The sequence below is a fragment of the Bacillus alkalicellulosilyticus genome (genome assembly GCF_002019795.1).
Taxonomy (GTDB): domain Bacteria; phylum Bacillota; class Bacilli; order Bacillales; family Bacillaceae_F; genus Bacillus_AO; species Bacillus_AO alkalicellulosilyticum.
Window position 1 is genome coordinate 1313294 of record NZ_KV917381.1, and the last position, 21303, is coordinate 1334596.

24 protein-coding genes and 1 pseudogene are annotated in these 21303 nt (G+C 37.2%); 23 read left to right on the forward strand and 2 right to left on the reverse strand.

What is annotated here, in order from left to right:
* The first annotated feature begins 93 nt into the window (after positions 1–93).
* From BK585_RS06620 to BK585_RS06665, 11 genes are all read left to right on the forward strand, one after another.
* Complete coding sequence (locus BK585_RS06620) at positions 94–363, forward strand: IreB family regulatory phosphoprotein (protein WP_078552693.1); 270 nt, start codon at positions 94–96, stop codon at positions 361–363.
* Positions 363–782: a Holliday junction resolvase RuvX gene (ruvX, locus tag BK585_RS06625; protein WP_078552694.1), complete on the forward strand. Its 420-nt coding sequence runs from the start codon at positions 363–365 to the stop codon at positions 780–782. Before BK585_RS06620 ends, ruvX begins: the two co-directional genes overlap by 1 nt.
* 16 nt (positions 783–798) lie before the next feature.
* Complete coding sequence (locus BK585_RS06630; protein WP_078552695.1) at positions 799–1098, forward strand: DUF1292 domain-containing protein; 300 nt, start codon at positions 799–801, stop codon at positions 1096–1098.
* A gap of 399 nt (positions 1099–1497) precedes the next feature.
* Positions 1498–2667, forward strand: coding sequence for an endolytic transglycosylase MltG (mltG, locus tag BK585_RS06635; RefSeq protein ID WP_078552696.1), 1170 nt, complete (start codon positions 1498–1500; stop codon positions 2665–2667).
* Positions 2668–2767: 100 nt separating this feature from the next.
* Positions 2768–3433, forward strand: a complete 666-nt coding sequence (locus tag BK585_RS06640; RefSeq protein ID WP_078552697.1) for an O-methyltransferase — start codon at positions 2768–2770, stop codon at positions 3431–3433.
* Positions 3426–4358: a peptidase U32 family protein gene (locus tag BK585_RS06645; protein ID WP_078552698.1), complete on the forward strand. Its 933-nt coding sequence runs from the start codon at positions 3426–3428 to the stop codon at positions 4356–4358. The genes BK585_RS06640 and BK585_RS06645 overlap by 8 nt, the downstream gene beginning before the upstream one ends.
* A 13-nt stretch (positions 4359–4371) precedes the next feature.
* Positions 4372–5646 (forward strand): peptidase U32 family protein, encoded by a 1275-nt coding sequence (locus BK585_RS06650; RefSeq protein ID WP_078552699.1) that lies wholly within the window; start codon positions 4372–4374, stop codon positions 5644–5646.
* A gap of 2 nt (positions 5647–5648) precedes the next feature.
* Positions 5649–6302 carry a uridine kinase gene (gene udk / locus BK585_RS06655; RefSeq protein ID WP_139367642.1) on the forward strand — a complete coding sequence of 218 codons (654 nt, stop codon included), beginning with the start codon at positions 5649–5651 and terminating at the stop codon, positions 6300–6302.
* Between the two features lie 158 nt (positions 6303–6460).
* Positions 6461–6937, forward strand: a complete 477-nt coding sequence (gene greA, locus BK585_RS06660) for a transcription elongation factor GreA (protein ID WP_078552701.1) — start codon at positions 6461–6463, stop codon at positions 6935–6937.
* Between the two features lie 165 nt (positions 6938–7102).
* The gene (locus tag BK585_RS23950; RefSeq protein ID WP_170885497.1) at positions 7103–7246 is read left to right on the forward strand and encodes a hypothetical protein; all 144 of its coding nucleotides are present in this window, start codon (positions 7103–7105) and stop codon (positions 7244–7246) included.
* Positions 7247–7405: 159 nt separating this feature from the next.
* Entirely contained in the window at positions 7406–8011 is a 606-nt protein-coding gene (locus BK585_RS06665; protein WP_078552702.1) for a YrrS family protein, read from the forward strand.
* Positions 8012–8027: 16 nt separating this feature from the next.
* Here BK585_RS06665 and BK585_RS06670 read toward each other — a convergent pair whose 3' ends face one another.
* Positions 8028–8234 (reverse strand): DUF2536 family protein, encoded by a 207-nt coding sequence (locus tag BK585_RS06670; protein WP_078552703.1) that lies wholly within the window; start codon positions 8232–8234, stop codon positions 8028–8030.
* 139 nt (positions 8235–8373) lie between these two features.
* On the opposite strand from BK585_RS06670, the gene mtnN reads away from it, so the two are divergent.
* From mtnN to BK585_RS06725, 11 genes and pseudogenes are all read left to right on the forward strand, one after another.
* Entirely contained in the window at positions 8374–9069 is a 696-nt protein-coding gene (mtnN, locus tag BK585_RS06675; protein ID WP_078552704.1) for a 5'-methylthioadenosine/S-adenosylhomocysteine nucleosidase, read from the forward strand.
* A gap of 125 nt (positions 9070–9194) precedes the next feature.
* The gene (locus BK585_RS06680; RefSeq protein WP_078552705.1) at positions 9195–9425 is read left to right on the forward strand and encodes a YrhC family protein; all 231 of its coding nucleotides are present in this window, start codon (positions 9195–9197) and stop codon (positions 9423–9425) included.
* 186 nt (positions 9426–9611) lie between these two features.
* On the forward strand, positions 9612–14231 hold the full coding sequence (gene essC, locus BK585_RS06685; RefSeq protein ID WP_078552706.1) for a type VII secretion protein EssC: 4620 nt from the start codon (positions 9612–9614) through the stop codon (positions 14229–14231).
* 4 nt (positions 14232–14235) lie between these two features.
* Entirely contained in the window at positions 14236–14484 is a 249-nt protein-coding gene (locus BK585_RS06690) for a methyltransferase (protein WP_078556663.1), read from the forward strand.
* A gap of 33 nt (positions 14485–14517) precedes the next feature.
* Positions 14518–14820, forward strand: coding sequence for a WXG100 family type VII secretion target (locus BK585_RS06695; RefSeq protein ID WP_078552707.1), 303 nt, complete (start codon positions 14518–14520; stop codon positions 14818–14820).
* Positions 14821–14847: 27 nt separating this feature from the next.
* Complete coding sequence (locus tag BK585_RS06700) at positions 14848–15150, forward strand: pore-forming ESAT-6 family protein (RefSeq protein WP_078552708.1); 303 nt, start codon at positions 14848–14850, stop codon at positions 15148–15150.
* Between the two features lie 143 nt (positions 15151–15293).
* Entirely contained in the window at positions 15294–15614 is a 321-nt protein-coding gene (locus tag BK585_RS06705; protein ID WP_078552709.1) for a hypothetical protein, read from the forward strand.
* 87 nt (positions 15615–15701) lie between these two features.
* Entirely contained in the window at positions 15702–16265 is a 564-nt protein-coding gene (locus tag BK585_RS06710; protein ID WP_078552710.1) for a hypothetical protein, read from the forward strand.
* Positions 16253–17308 (forward strand): hypothetical protein, encoded by a 1056-nt coding sequence (locus BK585_RS24410; RefSeq protein WP_245805795.1) that lies wholly within the window; start codon positions 16253–16255, stop codon positions 17306–17308. Before BK585_RS06710 ends, BK585_RS24410 begins: the two co-directional genes overlap by 13 nt.
* A 14-nt stretch (positions 17309–17322) precedes the next feature.
* Positions 17323–17745, forward strand: a pseudogene (locus tag BK585_RS06720) (SMI1/KNR4 family protein).
* Between the two features lie 470 nt (positions 17746–18215).
* On the forward strand, positions 18216–19697 hold the full coding sequence (locus BK585_RS06725) for an MDR family MFS transporter (RefSeq protein WP_078552711.1): 1482 nt from the start codon (positions 18216–18218) through the stop codon (positions 19695–19697).
* A gap of 24 nt (positions 19698–19721) precedes the next feature.
* Here the strand turns inward: BK585_RS06725 and BK585_RS06730 are convergent, their stop codons facing one another.
* Positions 19722–20360 carry an NUDIX hydrolase gene (locus tag BK585_RS06730; protein ID WP_078552712.1) on the reverse strand — a complete coding sequence of 213 codons (639 nt, stop codon included), beginning with the start codon at positions 20358–20360 and terminating at the stop codon, positions 19722–19724.
* Between the two features lie 214 nt (positions 20361–20574).
* On the opposite strand from BK585_RS06730, the gene BK585_RS06735 reads away from it, so the two are divergent.
* Positions 20575–21243 (forward strand): response regulator, encoded by a 669-nt coding sequence (locus BK585_RS06735; protein ID WP_078552713.1) that lies wholly within the window; start codon positions 20575–20577, stop codon positions 21241–21243.
* The last annotated feature ends 60 nt before the right edge of the window (positions 21244–21303 follow it).

Here is a 21303-nt window from a genome sequence, read left to right on the forward strand (position 1 = left end):
TAGCCCTCTATGGTGTACAATAAAAGTAAGATCCATGTATTGGTATTCTACTAATACTGGAAGTAAGGGCAGTATGAGAAAGAGGTGTTTGTGATGGGCTCAATGGACAATACTATGAAGTTTAATTTTCAAGATGAAACGATTGATGTTGATGTCCAGGAAGTGCTGTTATCTGTATATGAAGCGCTAGAAGAGAAAGGATATAATCCGATTAATCAGATTGTGGGATATTTACTTTCTGGAGACCCGGCGTATATTCCAAGACACAACGATGCGAGAACTCTAATCAGAAAGCTAGAACGGGACGAGCTTATTGAAGAACTTGTGAAGTCCTATTTGTCACAGCACCAGAAGGGTAAATAATGAGAACGTTAGGATTAGACGTAGGTACAAAAACAATTGGGATTGCAATCAGTGACGAACTTGGATGGACCGCACAAGGACTGGATACACTAAGAAGGAACGTTGAGGATGATTCTGCTGATTTTCAAAAGTTAGTGGACATTATTACTGAAAACAACGTAGGAAAGATTGTAGTGGGCTTGCCAAAAAACATGAATGGAACGATTGGACCTAGTGGGGTAGCATGCCAGGAATTTGCTGATCGTCTTTCTCAACTTCAAGAACATCCAGTTGTCCTTTGGGACGAAAGACTGACCACTATGGCAGCTGAAAAAATGCTCATATCTGCTGATGTGAGTCGCAAGAAAAGAAAAAAAGTCATTGATAAAATGGCTGCAGTAATGATTTTACAAGGTTATCTCGATAATCAATCAAAATGAAGTAGGTGTCAATGATATGGAACAAGAAAGAGAACGCATTATCATCCCAGACGAAAACGGCGATGAGCATTTATTTGAAGAATTATTTACCTTTTCTGTAGATGAAACAGGAAAATCCTATATCCTTCTTTTGCCAGTAGGTGAGGAAGAAGATGATGAAGAGGGCGTTGAGGTTGTTGCCTTCCGTTATGAAGATAAAGAAGATGAAGATTCTGACATCGCTTTATTCCCCATTGAAACTGATGAGGAATGGAATATGGTAGAAGAAATGCTTAACACGTTTAACGATAGTGAAGAAGAGGACGACGACGAGTAAATAATACGAGGGTGTATGAAAGAGAGTTTTCTCTTTCATACACCCTTTTTTACAAAGGCGCTGGAACATAATCAGCTAAAACAACTGCAATGGCTTTACTAGCAACAAATCCCGTTGAGAAACCCCTTCAAAAAAAGTGTAGAAACGTTAAAGCTTTGCACGATCAGGCCGGTAATTTCAAATGGTAAATTCGAAATAAATCGGAGGCCACTGAAAAAGTACAAACCAACTTTTTTAATGCCTTTGATTATGGTTGCAATGGCTCCACTCGTTGCCAACCTGCTACGAGAAACCCCTCATAAATCGCTTTTCTTTTGTTAATTTCGACTTTTTTACACATAATTCTGCTATTTCCTCTTTTGATATAGTATAATATACAGGGTGAAAGGGGGAGCTATAGTGACTAAGCAAAAAGACCGTAAGCGAGATTTATATGCAGAACGGGTTGCTCAAGCAAGAATAGTTAGACGGATTGTGTTTGTTTGTTTTATCATACTCATAATTATTGCTGGAGCTGGAGCCACTTCAGCTTATTATTACATTCAATCAGCACTAGGTCCTATAGATGAAAAAAGTAACGAAACGGTAAATGTTGAGATACCAATAGGGTCTTCAAGTACACAAATTGGAAGAATACTTGAAGAAGAGGGACTTATAAAGAATGCTTCTTTCTTTCGTTATTATATTCGATATAAAAACGAGTCAGGGTTTCAAGCAGGTAATTATGAACTTTCACCTTCAATGACAATTGATGATATTATTGTCGAATTAAAAGAAGGTAAGGTTCTTCAAGAAGCAGAACTCGTATTTACTGTGCCAGAGGGATTATGGTTAGAATCTGTAGTGAAAATTATTGCAAAAGAGACAGACCATGAAGAAGAAGCAATCCTTGAGTTGTTAGAAGACCGAGAGTACCTTGAACAATTAATTAGTAAGTATGATGTCCTAACTGATGATATCTTAAATGAAGAAATACGTCACCCGTTAGAAGGGTATTTATTCCCTGCAAGATACGACTTCCTTGATGCGGATGTCTCGATTAAGTCCATTATAGAAACGATGATCAAACGAACAAATGATGTCGTCATGCCTTTAGTTACATTGCATCCTGACAGTGAATATTCGATTCATGAACTGCTATCATTAGCGTCCATTATAGAAAGAGAAGCTAAACAGAATGAGGATCGCTTTAAAATCTCTGGAGTACTTTACAACCGTCTAGAAAGAGGGATGATGCTACAAGTTGACCCTACGGTCGCTTATGCTCACGGAGAACATCAATACATGACATCATTTGCAGCGTTAGAAATTGATTCTCCTTATAACACATATAGGTATACAGGCATTCCGCCAGGTCCTATAGCTAATCCTGGGGAGGCGTCAATTAAGGCAGCCTTTACTCCTGATGACATTGATTATTTATTCTTCTATGCCCGCTATAACGGTGAAGTGATTTATACGGAAACATATGCTGAGCATAGCCGTGTACAGCAGGAATATCGACAAGAATGGATAGACGCAATGGAGCAAAATGCACAAGAAGAACAGGAAGAAACGGAAGAGGAATAGGGAGAATGACTCCTATTCCCTTTTTCCTATGGTTTAAACTTTCTAAAATAAGAAACAATTAATGAAGTAAAGAGAAAATTCATAAAGTAGAGGATTGTTCATGATAGGGAATAATGAAATTATTCAGTACTTAGAAAACCTCATACCAACACGGTCAGAGGTCCTAATAGAGATGGAAGCGTATGCCAAAGAGCATAACGTTCCCATAATGGAGTTAATAGGAATAGAAATGATTCTACAGCTATTAAAGCTGGCTAAACCAAAGAGAATACTCGAAATAGGTACAGCAATAGGATATTCAGCGATTCGAATGGCTGAAGCACTACCAGACTGTGAAATTGTCACAATTGAACGAGATGAGGTACGGTATCAAAAAGCGTTAACGTTTATTGCTAAGGCACAGATGGAAAATAGAATAACCGTTATATTAGGAGATGCACTTGAAATAGAGGGGAAACTTGAAAAACAAGCTCCATTTGATGTATTATTTATTGATGCTGCAAAAGGACAATATCAACGTTTTTTCGAAAAGTATAGTTCATATGTAAAAAACGGTGGTACGATTATTTCAGATAATGTGCTTTTTAAGGGGTATGTTGCAAATATAGAACAAGTGGAAAAAAAGAGGCTAAAATCATTGGCAAAAAAACTTTCCACGTATAATGAATGGTTAATGAATTTAGCTAACTATGATACGTCAATCATACCTATAGGTGATGGTGTTGCAATTAGTATTAAGGGAGAGGAAGGTGACACAAATGAATAAAATACCAGAAATACTGGTTACTCCAAATAGTGTTACGGCTGTTGAACGACTTATTAAAGCAGGAGCCAATGCGGTTGTCATTGGGGAAGAAAAATTTGGACTTCGCCTAGCGGGTGAATTTTCTCGTGCTGAAGTAGAAGAAGCAACAAAGATTGCCCACGAGCATGGAGCAAAAGTATATGTAGCAATGAATGCAATTTTTCATAACGATAGAATTGCAGAACTGCCGGATTATCTAGCATTTCTTGATAAAATAAATGTAGATGCTGTGATTTTTGGTGACCCAGCTGTTATCATGGCCGCCAAAGAAGTAGCGCCAAACATGAGGTTACATTGGAATACAGAAACCACAGCTACAAATTGGTTTACTGCGAACTATTGGGGGAAAAGAGGAGCAACTCGTGTCGTAGTAGCTCGCGAAATCAATATGGATGCCATTGTCGAAATGAAAGAGCATGCAGAAGTAGAAGTTGAAGTTCAAGTTCATGGAATGACCAACATGTTTCAATCAAAGAGAACATTAATCGGAAATTATTTTCAATATCAAGGTAAAGACCTAAAAGTCGAAAAAACAGATAAAAGTAGACAAATGTTCTTATATGACCCTGAACGAGGAGCCAAATATCCTATTTATGAAGACATAAACGGAACTCATATTATGAGTCCAAAGGATATTTGTATTATTGATGAGCTTGAGGATATGTTAGAGGCGGGAATAGATAGCTTTAAAATTGAAGGATTATTTAAGTCAACGGAATACATGGAATCGATTATTGCGCTTTATAAAGAAGCGATACAATTATATTTTGAAGACGAGCAGCGGTATGAAGATAAAAAAGAAGAGTATTTAGAACAGATTAGAGATTTACAACCTCCTAATCGAGATATCGATACAGGCTTCTTCTTTAAAGAAACGGTTTACTAAGGAGGGAAATAGAATGCAAGCCATATCAGAACGAACAGCAGAAGGAAAGCGAATTATCGTAAAAAAACCAGAGTTATTAGCTCCTGCTGGTAACCTTGAGAAACTAAAAATAGCGATTCATTACGGAGCAGATGCTGTTTTTATTGGTGGACAAGAGTTTGGATTACGATCTAACGCAGATAATTTTTCAAAAGAAGAAATGCGTGAGGGCGTAGAATTTGCTAATAAATACGGAGCCAAGGTCTATGTCACTACAAATATTTTTGCTCATAATGAAAATATGGATGGGTTGGAAGAATATTTACAAGGTCTTCAGGAAGTTGGAGTAACAGGAATTATTGTGGCAGACCCACTTATTATTGAAACCTGTCGTAAAGTTGCTCCGAATGTAGAAATTCATCTAAGTACTCAGCAGTCATTATCAAACTGGCTAGCGGTTAAGTACTGGAAAGATGAAGGGCTTCACCGTGTCGTATTAGCGCGTGAGGTAGGCCTTGAAGAGATGCTTGAAATGAAAAAGCATGTTGACATTGAAATTGAAACATTTATCCACGGGGCGATGTGTATTTCTTATTCAGGTCGTTGTGTATTGAGTAATCATATGACAGCTAGAGACTCCAATCGCGGCGGCTGTTGCCAATCGTGTCGTTGGGATTATAATCTCTTTGAAGAAGCGGAAGAAGACGGAGTGCATAAAGAAACGGCTTTGTACGGGGATGAGGATGCCCCATATACAATGAGCCCAAAAGATTTGAACTTACTTCAATCGATACCTAAATTAATTGAGGCAGGGATCGACAGCCTTAAAGTGGAAGGGCGTATGAAGTCCATTCACTATGTAGCTACAGTAACTTCTGTGTATCGTAAAGTCATTGACGCATATTGTGAGGACCCTGACAATTTTGTTATTAAAAAGGAATGGGTTCAAGAGTTGGAGAAATGTGCAAATCGTGATTTTGCTCCACAGTTTTTTGAGGGAACTCCAACGTATCAAGAGCAAATGTACGGAAATCATCCGAAACGAACGACGTATGATTTTGCTGGTCTTGTCCTAGACTATGATGAAGAGACATCAATTGTTACATTGCAACAAAGGAACCATTTTAAGCCTGGTGATGAAATTGAATTTTTCGGGCCTGAAATCGATAATTTTGTACAAACCGTTGAGACGATATGGGATGAGGACGGGAATGAACTTGATGCCGCAAGACACCCGTTACAAATTGTTAAATTAAAGGTAAAACACAAAGTCTATCCTAATAACATGATGCGTAAAGAGGTTCGATAATGATTAAAGCAAAACCAGTGGTAATTGGGGTAACTGGTGGAACAGGTTCGGGAAAGACGACAGTGGCCAAAGAGATATTTAAGCAGTTTACGGATAAATCTATAGTATTAATTGAGCAAGATGCATATTATAAAGACCAAAGCCACTTACCTATGTCTAAAAGAATTGAAACGAATTATGACCATCCGTTAGCATTTGATAATGATTTGCTGATTACTCATTTACAGCAGTTATCTCAAGGAATTGCTATTGAAAAGCCTGTATATGATTATAAAATCCATACGCGTTCATCAGAAACTGTAACAATAGAACCTAAGGATGTTATCATTGTAGAAGGAATTCTTGTTTTAGAAGATAAACGCTTACGCGATATGTTTGATATCAAACTATTTGTCGATACTGATGCGGATATCCGGATTATCAGACGGATTACACGAGATATAGAAGAACGAGGGCGCACAATAAACGATGTTATTTTACAATATACATCCATTGTACGGCCTATGCATTTACAGTTTATTGAACCAACAAAAAGGTACGCTGATCTCATTGTACCTGAAGGTGGTCAAAATAAAGTAGCAATTGATTTAATGGTTACTAAGGTAAAGTCGATTTTTGCTGAAAAGGCTTTGTTGCTAAATGAGGTAAAAAATTGATAAACTATTGTTGTTGTCCAAATTTTTCATGACAACATGACGTAATTTGTTTATAATAGCATAAAGGAAAGCGGGGTATCACACCTTCGCTTTCTTCTTACATATGCGGCTTTATATCGTACCATTTTATTGATTAGCAGGAAAGAGGAGTGAAAGTCATGGTAGAAGAAAAAAAGCATTATATGACATTAGAAGGAAAGCAAAAGTTAGAAGATGAATTAGAATATTTAAAATCGGAGCGTCGAAAAGAAGTAGTAGAGCGTATTAAAGTGGCGCGAAGCTTTGGAGATTTATCAGAGAACTCTGAGTACGATTCTGCAAAAGAGGAGCAAGCCTTTGTTGAAGGAAGAATTTCTCAAGTAGAGAATATCCTCAGAAATGCAGTAATTATAGAAGATGACGGAAACAATACGAATGTAGTTTCATTAGGAAAAACAGTTCGCTTTGTTGAATTACCTGATGGAGATGAAGAGGAATATACGATTGTTGGTAGTGCGGAATCTGACCCATTCGAAGGAAAAATTTCAAATGATTCTCCGATGGCTCAAAGCTTACTTGGTCGCTCCATTGGTGAAAAAGTAACCGTTAACACTCCAGGTGGAGAAATGGAAGTTGAAATTCTTGAAGTGAAGTAATTACAGTTGACTGACTTGATTTTCCTATTGAGTCAGTCTTTCCTTTTTACTAACAGTCCCTTCTATATAAAATATAAACTTCCTACATTCCCTTAAAGCCAATAGCAAGTTTGTTGATGTCGAGGAGCATAATAATACCGAACCTAAAAGGGGAGGGTATTTACAATGGATGAGTCAAATTGTTTTTATTGTCATACTGACATTGAAAATCACTCGTATGTTGCTCCGTTTTTACAAGCAGGTGACCATATTGAAAAACCCCTTTGTTATGATTGTTATCGAGATTGGTTAGAGGGAATTAAAGGTTAATTTTTTTTACAAATCGAGTTTTAAATCATATGATTTATGACTCGATTTTTAGTAGTTTTCTGACAGTAACACAATTTTCATTAGAATAGATTTTATCAGGTCTAGCATAAATATTACATATAATAGTATAATAGAGGTAAGGTAGGAAGGAGATGGATTATGGAGTTTCAAACAAGATACCAACAACGTAAAAAACAAAAAATGAACCACTTTTTAAATCTAGCTATTATCGTAGTCATATTATTAATCATTTATTTTACGTATAAGATGTTTTTTGGTCCTCCTCCAAACCAACCTGTTGCTGAAGAACAAACGGAAGAAGTAACGACAGAGACAGAAGTTATTGAAGCTGAAGAAAGTGAAGAAACGGAAGATGCTCAGACAAATCACGGTGAACCTGAAGTTCCTCCATTAGAAGAAGAGCAGGATAATCATGCTGAACAAGAAGAAATGGAAGAATCCTTTTCGGATGGTGAATGGAAACCGGTTGGGACTGTTCAAGAAACTGAGAACTTCCAAGCTGACTTTACAAGAGACAGTACCAATTGGAATGAGATGACAAAAGCAATTCTATTAGCAACAGGGTTAACGGAAGAGGATATGATTATTTGGCGACTAGGAAATGGTGGAAATCTTCAAAGTGCAGTAGGTACAGTAAGTGACGGTCAAAACCAAAACACTCCTTATCAAGTTAGACTAGAGTGGACCAATCAAGGATGGCTTCCTGTAGAGGTAATAAAGTTAACGGAAAATCCATACAACTAACCGGCAAATATGTCGGTTAGTTTTTTGCTTTAAAATGAACAATGGCACTGTACTTCAGCTTATCCATCTGTGGATCAACTTGAACGTTGTAGGAAATGTGATGAACCTGAAGCAAAAGTACTTTATTGTTTTCAACTTGCTCATTGATTTTTAGTTCTAGTGTCTTCAGGTCAAAAGCTTCAAAACACTCGATTTTATCTTCGATTCTGTCCAATTGAATCATTTTTTCTACTCCTCTAGTAAATAAATTATCAATAATATAATACCAAAAAAAGAAAAGATGTGAAATCATGGCTCGAACAAGGTATACTATACATTGGTTTTGACAACCTAATATAATAAAGTAAGAAAGGGTTGGAGTTATGAAAATAGGAATAATTGGAGCGATGGATGAAGAAGTAGAGCTTCTAAAAAGTAAATTATCAAATCGAGAAGACACTTCCATCGCAGGCTGTGAATTTCACAGTGGGCAAATCAACGGACAAGAGGTCGTTATTTTAAAATCAGGAATTGGAAAAGTGAATGCAGCCGTGGGAACTACTTTGCTTATTCAACTACATAAACCGGATGCAATTATTAATACAGGTTCTGCAGGTGGATTTAATGAGAATCTTAAAGTTGGGGATATCGTTATCTCAACTGAAATTCGTTATAATGATGTTGATGCGACGGTGTTTGGTTATGAATTTGGTCAAGTCCCAAGAATGCCTGCCTATTTTGAACCAGACGAATCATTAATCGAAACAGCCAAAAGATGTGCTCAAGATGTAGGTGTCCATTCTGTAGAGGGTCTTGTTCTTTCAGGGGATTCGTTTATGAGCGACCATGAACTGGTCAAAATACTAAAACAGCGCTTTTCTGAACCGCAATGTGCTGAAATGGAAGCCGGGGCAATTGCTCAAGTTTGCCATCAATTTAAAGTTCCTTTTGTAATTATTCGTTCTTTATCTGATATTGCAGGGACTGAAGCTAAGATATCGTACGACCAATTCCTAGAAACAGCTTCCGTCAACTCAGCAAATCTTGTTTTACTTATGGTCGAGAATTTAAAACAGTAATCTCACAAGAGGGTGTGAGAAAAGGTTTGTTTTACCTTTTGCCACACCTTCTTCCTTATATCCCTTTCATTGCATTCTACGTATCTATCATTTCGATGGTAAAATAGATGCAGGAGGAGATGTAAGTGGATGAAAAGCAATTACAAACATTAAAGGATAAAGTTGTTGACTACCGTCGCTACGCCTATATTCTGCTTTCCATTTCTATCTTTTTGTTTATAGGACTATTAATTCCGAATGAAACAACATTAGGACCAGAATATATGGTAGCCGTGGTATTTATCATGTTGTTTACAGCTGTTGTCTTTAACCGAAGAGCAACAATATGTCAAAATAAAATAAATGAAGAAGAGTAAGAGGGTACTTCCAAAGGTCAACCAGACTTTTGGAATACCCTCTTTCTTTTTTCTACGACAAAGTATGACATTGTACCTGTAAATAAATAGGTAAAAAGGTAATTACAATAAAAAATTAGTCATGGTAAAATCATCCTTAATATAGAAAAAATAACAGTAGTAGTTTAGTTAGTTAGGAGTTTTTTTATGCTACTTTCACTTTTTAAAGGAAGCATAGTATATGATTGTGTCCTCCCTACAAAGGTGCAAGGACAATTTTGGGTTACTCACAAAGGCAAAAATGAGTATGAAGAGAAGATTATTTGTGTTGAAGGTGTGGAGGGGAAATGGCTCCTCAAATCTAATCGTAAGGCTTACATATTAGATGAACAAAACAATAAGATAAAAGAGAAACATATTGAAGAAACTGAAGTATATCGTATATACATCCCTCGTTCAAATGAAACTGTCTTATTATATGCTGACCCTATTACACATGATAGAAAAAAATATACTAAGTTTATATTACCTTCGACTTGTGAATTGTTAATTGGTCGAAGTGAACGATGTGATATCTCTTTTCAAAATAAGTATGTCTCATCCAATCATGCAACACTTCGCTGTAGCGACAATCAAATCTATTTAAAAAATATAAGTCAATCTAATGGAACATATATAAACGGAGAACGCTTAGCAGAAAAAAAACTAAAACCTGGTGATGTAATCACTATAATAGGATTGAAAATCATAGTAGGTCAAGGGTTTATTGCGTTAAACAATCCAGACGGAAAGGTAACTATTAATCAAACTGTATTAAAGCCATTCATGCAACAAGAGGTTGAATTTGTTGAAGAAGAGCTTGAATTACTTGAAGAGAACGACTCTGTTATGAATACGTTCTATCGGTCTCCGCGGTTCAAAAGGGACATCGAAAGAAGAGAAATTAAGGTTGATCCTCCCCCTGCACTAGGGAACATGGAAGAAACGCCATTGATGTTAATGATTGGTCCGTCTATTACAATGGCATTAGCTTCTTTAGTAATAGGGGTTTTTACGATTCAATATGCACTTAGTAACAACGGAAATCTAATGTTTGCCATTCCAACACTAATGATGTCCGTTAGTATGTTAATAGGTTCTGTTCTATTTCCAATTCTAACGAGGAAATATGAAAGAAAAAAGCGAGTAGAGAAAGAAAAGCTACGACAAGAAAAGTATTCAAAGTATCTAAAAGATATGGGAGAAGTGATTAAACAAGAATGTATCCACCAAAGTGAGATACTTCACGAAAATTTTGTAACCGTTGGAGAGTGTGTTAACAGGATTAAGGAAACATCAAGTAAGTTATGGGAACGTACACGTGAGCAAAATGACTTTTTAGCATTACGACTGGGGCTCGGAAATCGGCCACTTGAAGCAGATATTCGTTACCCTGAAAAGCGTTTTAGCCTAGAAGATGATAATTTACAAGAAGAATTATACCAACTCGCTCAATCTCCTAAAGAACTAGTACAAGTTCCGATAACTCTTTCATTAGTTCAAAAAACAATTAATGGGATTGTTGGAAATCGCAGTCGTGGGATAGATGTAGCCAAGAACCTTATCATCCAAATCGCCTCTCTTCATTCCTACGATGAAGTTAAGATGGTCTTTCTCTATGATAAAAAAGAGCAAGATGTCTGGAATTTTGTTAAGTGGTTTCCTCATGTATGGGATAAAGAAAGTGGCATTCGTTTTATTGCAACGAAGCCTAGTGAAATCAAAGAGCTTTCCGTTTACCTTGAAAGAGAATTAGCGAAAAGAGAGACTCTTTCAGATGGACAAAATATAGGAGAAATTTCGCCTTATTTTGTGATTTTTGCTCTTGATAAAAAATTACTAGAAAAAGCTGAAATTATTCGCTCACTCTATAAGAAAAAAGTGAATTATGGGTTTAGTATCATCCATTTATATGATCAAGTAATTGATTTACCAATTCAATGTACAATGGTACTAGATTTAGGGCAGAAAGTAACAAAACTGTTTGATAAAAATGATATTTCCGGCAAGTACACAGCCGTTCAACCAGAGGGGTATTTAAAAGGGGATGAAGAAAAACTTGCGATAAAATTAGCTAATACTCAGTTAATAACTTCGGATTCAGCTTATATTTTGCCTAATATGCTAACCTTTTTAGAAATGTTTGAAGTAGGAAAAATCGAACACTTAAATGCATTAACACGTTGGAAGGAAAATGACCCGACGATTAACCTAGAAACGAGAATAGGAGTTAATACAAGTGGTGGTTGGTTTAACCTAGATTTGCATGAGAGGTTTCACGGTCCTCACGGTTTAGTAGCCGGGATGACGGGTTCTGGTAAGAGTGAGTTTATTATGACCTTTATTTTATCGCTTGCCGTTAATTTTCACCCACATGAAGTAGCCTTTATTTTAATTGATTATAAAGGTGGGGGAATGGCCCATACATTTACAAATCTTCCTCATCTAGCGGGGACGATCACGAACTTAGATGGGGCTGCTGTGAATCGTTCATTACTTTCTATCCAAAGTGAGTTAAAGCGACGTCAAGCCTTATTTAACGAAGCAAGCAAAGCGATTGAAGTTAGTAACATTGACATTTATAAATATCAAAAATTGTACCGCGAACGAAAAGTACAAGAACCGGTGCAGCACCTGTTTATTATTTCAGATGAGTTTGCAGAGTTAAAAACACAACAACCTGAATTTATGGAACAGCTTGTGAGTGCAGCAAGGATTGGGCGAAGTTTAGGTGTTCACTTAATCCTAGCAACACAAAAACCATCGGGTGTTGTCGATGATCAAATTTGGAGTAACAGTAAATTTAGAATTTCTCTAAAGGTACAAGAGAAAGCCGATAGTATGGATGTCATAAAACGACCAGATGCCGCCGAGTTATCAGTTACGGGTCGCTTTTATTTACAGGTAGGCTTTAATGAATTATTCGAGCTTGGGCAATCTTCTTGGGCAGGGGCACCGTATTACCCATCTGACCGAGTGGAAAGTATACAAGATGATGGTGTCACCATCATCGATACATTAGGACGAATTGTTAAGGACGTTCGGATTGATAAACGAAAAGGAACAAATCCGCCTAAACAAATCGATGAAGTTACCAAATACTTAGCTACCATTGCTCAAGAAGAAAAAATCTCTATTAAAAAGATTTGGTTAGACCCTATCCCAGCGAAGATTTATATAAACGATTTAAAACAAAAATACAATAGTTCCAGTAAGCAAAGGGGTATCATAAACCCAATCATTGGAGAAGTGGATGACCCAACGAATCAAAAACAAATGGAATTGTCATTTCCATTAACAAGTGAAGGAAATGCGATTATATATGGTTCAGCTGGAAATGGGAAGACGACTTTTTTAACAACATTACTATATTCAGTGATGGAGTCGCATACCCCTGATGAAGTACATTTTTATGTGTTGGATTTTAGTGCTGAGACATTACGAGCTTTTGCAAAGGCACCTCATGTAGGCGATGTTCTCTTTTCGAGTGATGCTGAAAAAATAGACAATTTATTCAAGATGCTAGATTCAGAAATAATGAACCGAAAGAAAAAGTTTGCGGATTATGGTGGAGATTATCATTCGTATCTCCGTGGGACAAATGAGCAAATTCCAGTGGTTGTGGTCGTTGTTCATAACTATTCAGCTTTTACAGAAACGTATGAGGATAAAGAAGAAGCGATAAGCTACCTAACAAGAGAAGGTTTAAAATATGGGATTTATTTTATCGTAACAGCGTTAAATACAGGGGCAGTTCGGTTCCGGATACAACAAAATTTTAAACAAATGTATGTCCTGCAACTTAATGACGAAACAGACTATTCTACCATTCTAGGGAATGTATATGGATTATACCCGTCTAAGCATAAGGGCAGAGGCCTGTTTAAATTAGACAAAATATATGAGTTTCAAATTGCGCATGTAACAGCTACAGAAGAAAATGTGTTTGATTATATCAGGACTTACTGTGAAGAATATGCCGCTATATGGACTCATGAGAGTGCCAAGAAAATCCCTGTTCTACCAGAGCGGGTTGATATAAATTATCTAAAGGAGGAGATAGTAAACCAAAATCCTATGCAAATTCCAGTAGGGGTTGAAAAAAATAGTTTAGAAATTGCTTATTACGACTTTTACCGTTCCTATATCAATATGGTGTTACTTGATAGTTTTGATAACGCTCATTTCATTCAAGGTTTAGCAGAAGTGACTCACCTACAAGACAAGATAGATGTCCTAGTCTTTGACCCATTAGCGATGTTTGCCAGAGGTCCTTCAACCTATCAGTATCAGTATGGGGATAAAGATGCCCAACTTGAGCGACAAGTTGTTCAACTGTTTAGCACCTTGGTCGAGCGTAATAATACTTATAAAGATGCGCTAGAGCAAGGGATAGAGCCTCCTACGTTTGATAGATTGATATGCATCATTCACTCTCTTACAGGACTGTTATCAAGGCTAACTGAAGACTCAAAGGATAAAATTCGTGTCTTGTTAGAAAAAGGTGAAGTTGAGTATAACGTCACAGTAATTATGGTTGAACGAGCAGAGGACATCTCAGGCTATTCGCTTGAGCCATGGTTTAAAAAGAACGTGTCACTAAGTGATGGCATTTGGGTAGGTAATGGAATTGGAGACTATCAATTTAAACTTAAGATAAAAGCGAACAATACCATTTATCAAGACATCGGTGAAGATTCAGGATATGTTATGGAAAAAGGAAGACTCACTCTTGTTAAATTACTATCACCTTCATTAACACCAATACAGGATACCGTGGAGGTGTAGAGTGATGAATAAAATTTTAGTAGAAGTATATGTTCCTGTTTTAAATAATCACTTTGATGTTTATCTTCCACTCACTAGTAAAGTCTATGAAATTAAAATTTTATTAGTACGAGCTTTAGAAGATATGACAGCTGGTTATTTTATCTCACACGAGAATGTAATTTGTGATCGACATACCGGAGAGGTACTTGATATTAACAAATCAGTGTTAGACCTAGAATTAATCAATGGGTCAAAGCTGATGTTGATATAAAAACTAACAAAATGTTTGAAAGGAGTTTTACCTATGTCAAGAAGAATTGTTGTTGACCCTGCAAGACTAGAAACTGCAGCTACCAAAGTGGATTCACAATCAGCGGATTATGAAAAGCTCTATCTTCAACTCTTTCAAGAAATAGATAGCATGGGAGCCGCTTGGAAAGGTGTAGATAATACTGCGTATGTAACACAAATCAAAGGATTTACTGATGATTTTCAAAGAATGACAAAGTTGATGAAAGAGTATGCAGAGTTTCTTAGATTAAGTGCCAAAGCCTATCGTCAAACTCAAAGTGAAATTGCTAACAATGCAAAAAGACTAACAAACTAATATGTAGTTAAAAAGGAGGAATTTAATATGTCTTTGGAAGGAATTACAATTACGCTAGGAGAGGTTTCGAAGACGGCGGGTACCGTTCGTTCTATAAATACAAACCTCATGGTACGACTTGAAGAAATTAAAAAGGAAATGAATGAACTTTCTGCAACATGGCAAAGTGATGCATCTGAAACGATACGTGCAAACTTTAATGCCCTCGCTCCAAAGTTTGAGAATTACCGTGAGATTGTTGACGCGTATGCAAAATTTTTAGATATGACAGTTGAGAGCTATAATACGGCTGAAACTACTATTAACACAAATGCTGGAGCATTTAAATAAGTGAGTCGTCCCCAAAAGGCAGTTTTGTCTTTTGGGGATCCCTCTATTTCTCTATCGCATCCAAGGTTTTGGGGAGGACAGTAATATCGATTCCTGCCTGCCCAAGTTTGTGGATATACGAATACTGTTAAGAAGGTGATGACGTGAGTATCAATGTGAATTGGGCCATACAACAGGCCAGTGAACTTGCACGTAATGCAAGGATTCTTTCTGATAGGAAAAATAGTTTAGAGCAGACACGTGGGAGTATAGGGGGTGTATGGAGAGGAACTGAAATTAAGTATGTAAACAACTCGATTCTACGTCTTAATAAGGATTTAGGAAATTTAGCCAATCGTATTATTTCCATACAAGAAGATATCAAATCTGTGGCATATGAAATAAGAAGAGAAGAAGAGGCGGCAGAAAAAGCCGCCGCAGAAAAAGCCGCAAGAGAGGCAGCTGCTGCAAAAGCAAACTCGTAAAAAAAACAATCTTCTACACACCTAAGACAAAATTAATGTGTACGTATTTCTTTGAGTTACATGTCTTTGAAAAAGCGGGGTGGGAGTGTGTCTCGGATTGATATACGAATAAATGAGATTCTACAAGAAATCAGTCAGATAGAGAAACAAAGAACAATGATATCCTCCACAAGAGGAAATATAAAGTCAGTATCGAATAGTTTAGATAGGAAGATTGCAGCAAGACGCAACATTGGTGGGCGCTTAGACGATGTACAACGAGCTCTTCTTGACATTGAACAACAACTAAAAGCGATTGAGAAATTTACAAACCAATCGATGACCGCGTACTCAAACAATGAAAAAAGACTAGTGAGTCTAGGAAAAAAGCATACTCTTTCAAGAAAATCGGTCAAAACATACATTTTGAATGCGTTTAAAGGAACTAAAGTCAAATTCACTTTAAAAAAGCCGAAAGTACGCACAGCAGATGTGAAAACAATAAAATTAATGGCAAAGGTTTACAAGGTCCTTAACAGTTCGTACATTGAAAATAAAGTAACCCAAGCCAAGGAACAAACGCTTAATAAACCATATCATTGGTATCAACAAGCTGTAACCTTTACCACTCAAAAAAGTAAAGAAATCATACCTTTTCATTGTTCGATTTAAATTATTTAAACGATAAAGCTCAAACAGCACTAGAGTCTGTTAGAAATATACAAAGTTGGTTTCAAGGGAAAATTGATCTTACGCGTACACTTGCTTCCATACTTCAACATTCCTATCAAACAAGGCCAAGTTCATGGGAGATGCTAAACGGAGCTTATGTAACATTTAAACAGAAGGTCACTCAACAAATCGTATACAATGTAGTAAGCTCTGGTCTATTGAAAAGCACCTTCACCAAAATTGAGGAAGCCGCTAGCAAATGGCGATCGATAGTCACTACCGGCGAACTTCTCGCATCGATAATGTCCAACCGAGAAGTGGTTGAGCTAGCCTTTACTTCCTTTTCCCAAAGCAGAGGAAGTGTGCAGAGCCAACTTGGATTGGCCTACGGTGTAGGAGAACAACTTTACGAAGACATAAAGGGAGCAGTTGAACTATTATATTACATCGATCAATTTACTAAGGATCATAAGGTACGAACTCAGTTTGCATGGTCGCTTTATCACATGGGCTCAACACCAGAAGGTAACTTCAGCTTGAAACAACTTGGTGGAACGATAGCAAACGACATCAAGACAGGTATCGTAACCGAATATACCGACGCCTTCACCGTTTTCTTCCAAAACGCAAAAACGGTCCTAAGTGGAACCGCAAGTTTTGAAGAAGCACGCTCTTTCGGAAACGCCACCGTCCGAGTCGGAGAAGTCGTAGGACTAGGCTATGGTACAACGAAACTAACAATCCAAGTAAGCTCTAAAACAGGCAACATTCTAACATTGGGAAACTCATCACTCCGGTATCTAGTAGCTAATGAAAATGGGTCTGTGAGATTGCCTGGTAATGGTACGGGTAATCTTAAATCCACAAAGCTATCTTCTGCACAAGTTGAATTAGAGTGGTTGCCTGAAAAATATACTGCTCTTGAGGTAAAGGGTACTGTTAAAGTATCTGGAATCGAAGTAGACGTTTCTAGAAGGGTTTACCAAATGAAACAGTACGATAACTTTAGAAAAAAATATTGGAAGATGCGTGCAAATGAATAATCTGGAGGTTTACTATGAACAAAGAGATTTTAGATTTGATTAAGAAATATCGGGTAAAGGGGGATTTATTCGGAGAGGTCTCTGAAGAATATATTCAACATGCTGAAGCTACACTTAATTTGAAATTTCCCAAAGGATATCGTGAGTACGTTAAAAACTTTGGTTCTGGTGGAATATGCGGAATTGAGATATAAGGCATTGAAGGGGATCTGGGTGCTTCTGTAGTGAATACCACTGAAAGATACAGGAAATTAGGATTAAATAATGATAAGGTAGTAATTTATGACGGTGGAGAATTTTTCATGTGCATTCTAGGTATTACGGAAGGTGAAAAAGTTTATTGCGGGGATAGAAGTGGGAAAGAACCAGTAATGCATTACAGAAGTTTTGACGAATTTATACTTGATATGTTTCAAGAAGGAATTGACAATTTATAGGTTTTGTAGCTAGACATAACTTTTAACTTGTCAGATTTGATTTATAGAGATACCGATATGAAAAAATGAGAATTATAAGGGAAACTGATTTTTACACAACCTGTTCTATAGGGCAGTGAATCGCACCGAATCACCAATTTCATAGTGTCATAAACATTATCCCAAAGGATTAAGATAATTAACAGGCTCGTTGATTAAAAGAAAAATATATGGATAAAGCACTCGATTGACTATTGAATAAGGTAATCAGTGTTTTTTTGTATTTCGAAGTATATTGTAAAGGGAAATAGTTATAAATTCTTTGTCCAACTCCATTACCCAATGTAAACGACGTTTCCCAATCCAACTCAGAGTAGTCATGATTCGGCAGTTTTGTGGATAATGAAAATAGGGTTATGTCTCATTTCTAACTTTTCTCCCATGGCTTGAACACGGTATAATGACATAAATGCTTTAGAGCGGAGGCTTTTATGAAAACAAAACGACCCATCGTGTTAGCAGCAATTATTTTAGCGATGTTTATGGCTGCGGTCGAAGCAACGATTGTTGCTACAGCAATGCCCGGGATTGTGGCTGATTTAGGTGGATTTTCATTATTCACTTGGGTATTTGGTTCTTACTTGCTCATGCAAGTTGTCACTATACCGATATATGGAAAACTGTCTGATTTATTTGGCCGTAAAATTATATTTTCGATTGGAATTATAATATTTTTAATTGGTTCACTTATTTGTGGATTGGCTGGTTCAATGGAATTGCTCATATTGGCCCGTTTTATTCAAGGATTAGGTGCAGGAGCGGTTCAGCCAATTGCTACGACGATTGTGGGCGATATGTATACAAAAGAAGAGCGTGCAAGTATCCAAGGCTACCTAGCGAGTATTTGGGGGATTTCCTCAATTCTTGGACCTGTGTTAGGTGGCGTATTTGTTGAATACCTGCACTGGTCCTGGATATTTTGGATGAACATTCCATTTGGTATTCTTTCTATTATTGGGGTTGTCCTCTTTTTAAAAGAAGAAGTGGAAACAAAAAAACATACGATTGATTATTGGGGTGCAACTTTGCTTTTTATAAGTGTGACTGCTGTTATGCTTATCCTTATTCAAGGAGGAACGGAGTGGGCCTGGAATTCCACAGAAGTTATCGTCTCCGTCGTTGTTTTTAGCCTTGCTTTACTTACGTTTATCGCACAAGAGAAACGAACACCTGACCCGATTATATCGTTAGACATTTGGAAGGATAAATTAATTCTTTTTGCGAATCTAGCCTCTTTTACATCAGGTGCGTTATTACTAGCGGTGTCGTCTTTTTTACCTACATATGTTCAAGGGGTTATGAGTAAACCAGCAATGATTGCAGGGTTTACTGTTACGATGATTTCCATTGGGTGGCCGCTTTCTTCAACGATAGCTGGGAAGTTAATGTTAAAAATGGGCTTTCGTTGGACAGCTGTCTTAGGAGGGAGTGCGCTTGTCTTTGGGTCTCTTTTTTACATCACCCTTCCTTATGTGAATACACCAGTTTGGGCAGGTGTTGGGTCCTTCTTTATTGGGGTAGGAATGGGGTTCTCAACGACTACTTTTATCGTAGCGATTCAAAGCAATGTAGATTGGAAACAGAGAGGGACCGCAACCGCAGCCAATATGTTTATGAGAACATTAGGAGGAGCGGTCGGGGTCGCACTTCTGGGTGGATTATTAAATAGTAGATTAATTCGCTATTTACAAGAACATCAGGACATATTGTCTTTTGAAGTTACAACAGATGCGGTGCAGCGCTTGCTCGACCGTACAGGGGAGACTTCTCTATCGGCAGGAGAAATCATCATCCTTCAACAAGGACTAATCCATGCTTTATCTACTGTCTTTTGGGGAATCGCAATCTTTGCAACCATTAGCTTGGTATTTATCAGCTTACTTCCCCATGACCGAAAAAAAGAACAAGAGTAACAGAACAATTCTCCTTTATCCTACTTACTTCTTAAGGGTGCTTATGTCGCCTTTAAGAAGTTCTAGGAAATGATGGAGAATTTTTGCTGTTAATCCCCAAATTACATAATCTTCATAGTAATAAAAGAACTCTGAAACCGTGTGCGTTCTTTTATTATATGCTAGTTTGTTTGGTATTTTATCAAAAGGAAATGTTGGTCCCGCATCAAAGGATATGTTCATATCGTATACTTCAGGTTTTGTATGCAATAGGTGAGATAAAGGCACAGTAAAGGTCTTTGCCACCTCATCCGGATTCGGACGAATATGCTCAGGTTTGATGATTTCGCCTACAAAAGGATAAATAATTCCCCGAAACGGTGTAACAAGGACATCAAGTTGTGCATAGCAAGTAACCATTTGTTTTTCTAGTCCTAGTTCCTCACATAGTTCCCTTGTAGCTGTAGCCTCAACGTCATCATCGGAAGTATCTACTTTTCCGCCTGGAAAACAAATTTCCCCAGGTTGGCTGTTTAAATGTAATGCTCTAATTTCAAACAACACATGGAGACCGTCTTCTTTTTGTATGAGTGGCAGCATGACAGCTGATTTCATAAATGAACGATTCCCTAAAATTGATACTGGTCGATTTTCAAGTGTGTCTAAGACTTGTTGAAGTTGCATTGCCATTAACCCCCTCACTTTTATCTATCATAGCAAAGACGAACAAAGGAAGAAAAGGAAAAAAATTACGGATTCCGAACATTCAGGTCAAAAATCGCACCAAATCAAGCAATAATAGAAGTAAAAAGAAAATGCACATTTGTCAGATTCTGTGATAAAATTCAAGTGAGATGAACTTAGCCAAGGCTAGGTATACAGGGAAGGAAGAGGCGACATGGGGTTAAAAGTACTCATTGCGGATGACCAAACTTTAATGCGAGAAGGCTTGCGTACGATTATAGACCTAGAAGAGGATATGAAAGTCGTAGCCACTGCACAAGATGGGATGGACGCGATCGAAAAAACAAAAGAGTATCAGCCTGATGTTGTTTTACTAGATATACAAATGCCTCGAATGAACGGAATACAAAGTTTAATAGAAATAAAAAAGAACCAACCAAAGACTTGCATTTTAATATTAACGACTTTTGCTGAAGAAGAATATATTATTGAAGCTCTATCAAACGGAGTTGATGGCTTTTTATTAAAAGACATGAACTATGACCAATTGATATCTTCTATACGAGATGCAGTTGGAGGTCAATTGATGGTACCTCAAGTCGTTGCAGTGAAGTTAGCTAAACGGCTCGCCAGTTTAAACACGGTAATGGAACATGAACTGAATTTAGGAAAGTTAAAAAAACAAGGTATTCATTTCTCCGAGAGAGAGAGAGAAGTGGCTAATTTAGTCGTCAAAGGGTTAAGTAATAAAAAAATTGCAGAAGAACTATTTATCACTGAAGGCACAGTCAAGAATTACATTAGTGAAATATACAGCAAGCTTGGTGTAAAAGACCGTGCAAAGGCAATTGTCTACCTAAATGAATTAGACTTTCAATCATGACCTAGGTATGACTATCTTCACTAAAAATAGATTATTCTATAAGCTATAATGTGTGTGAAA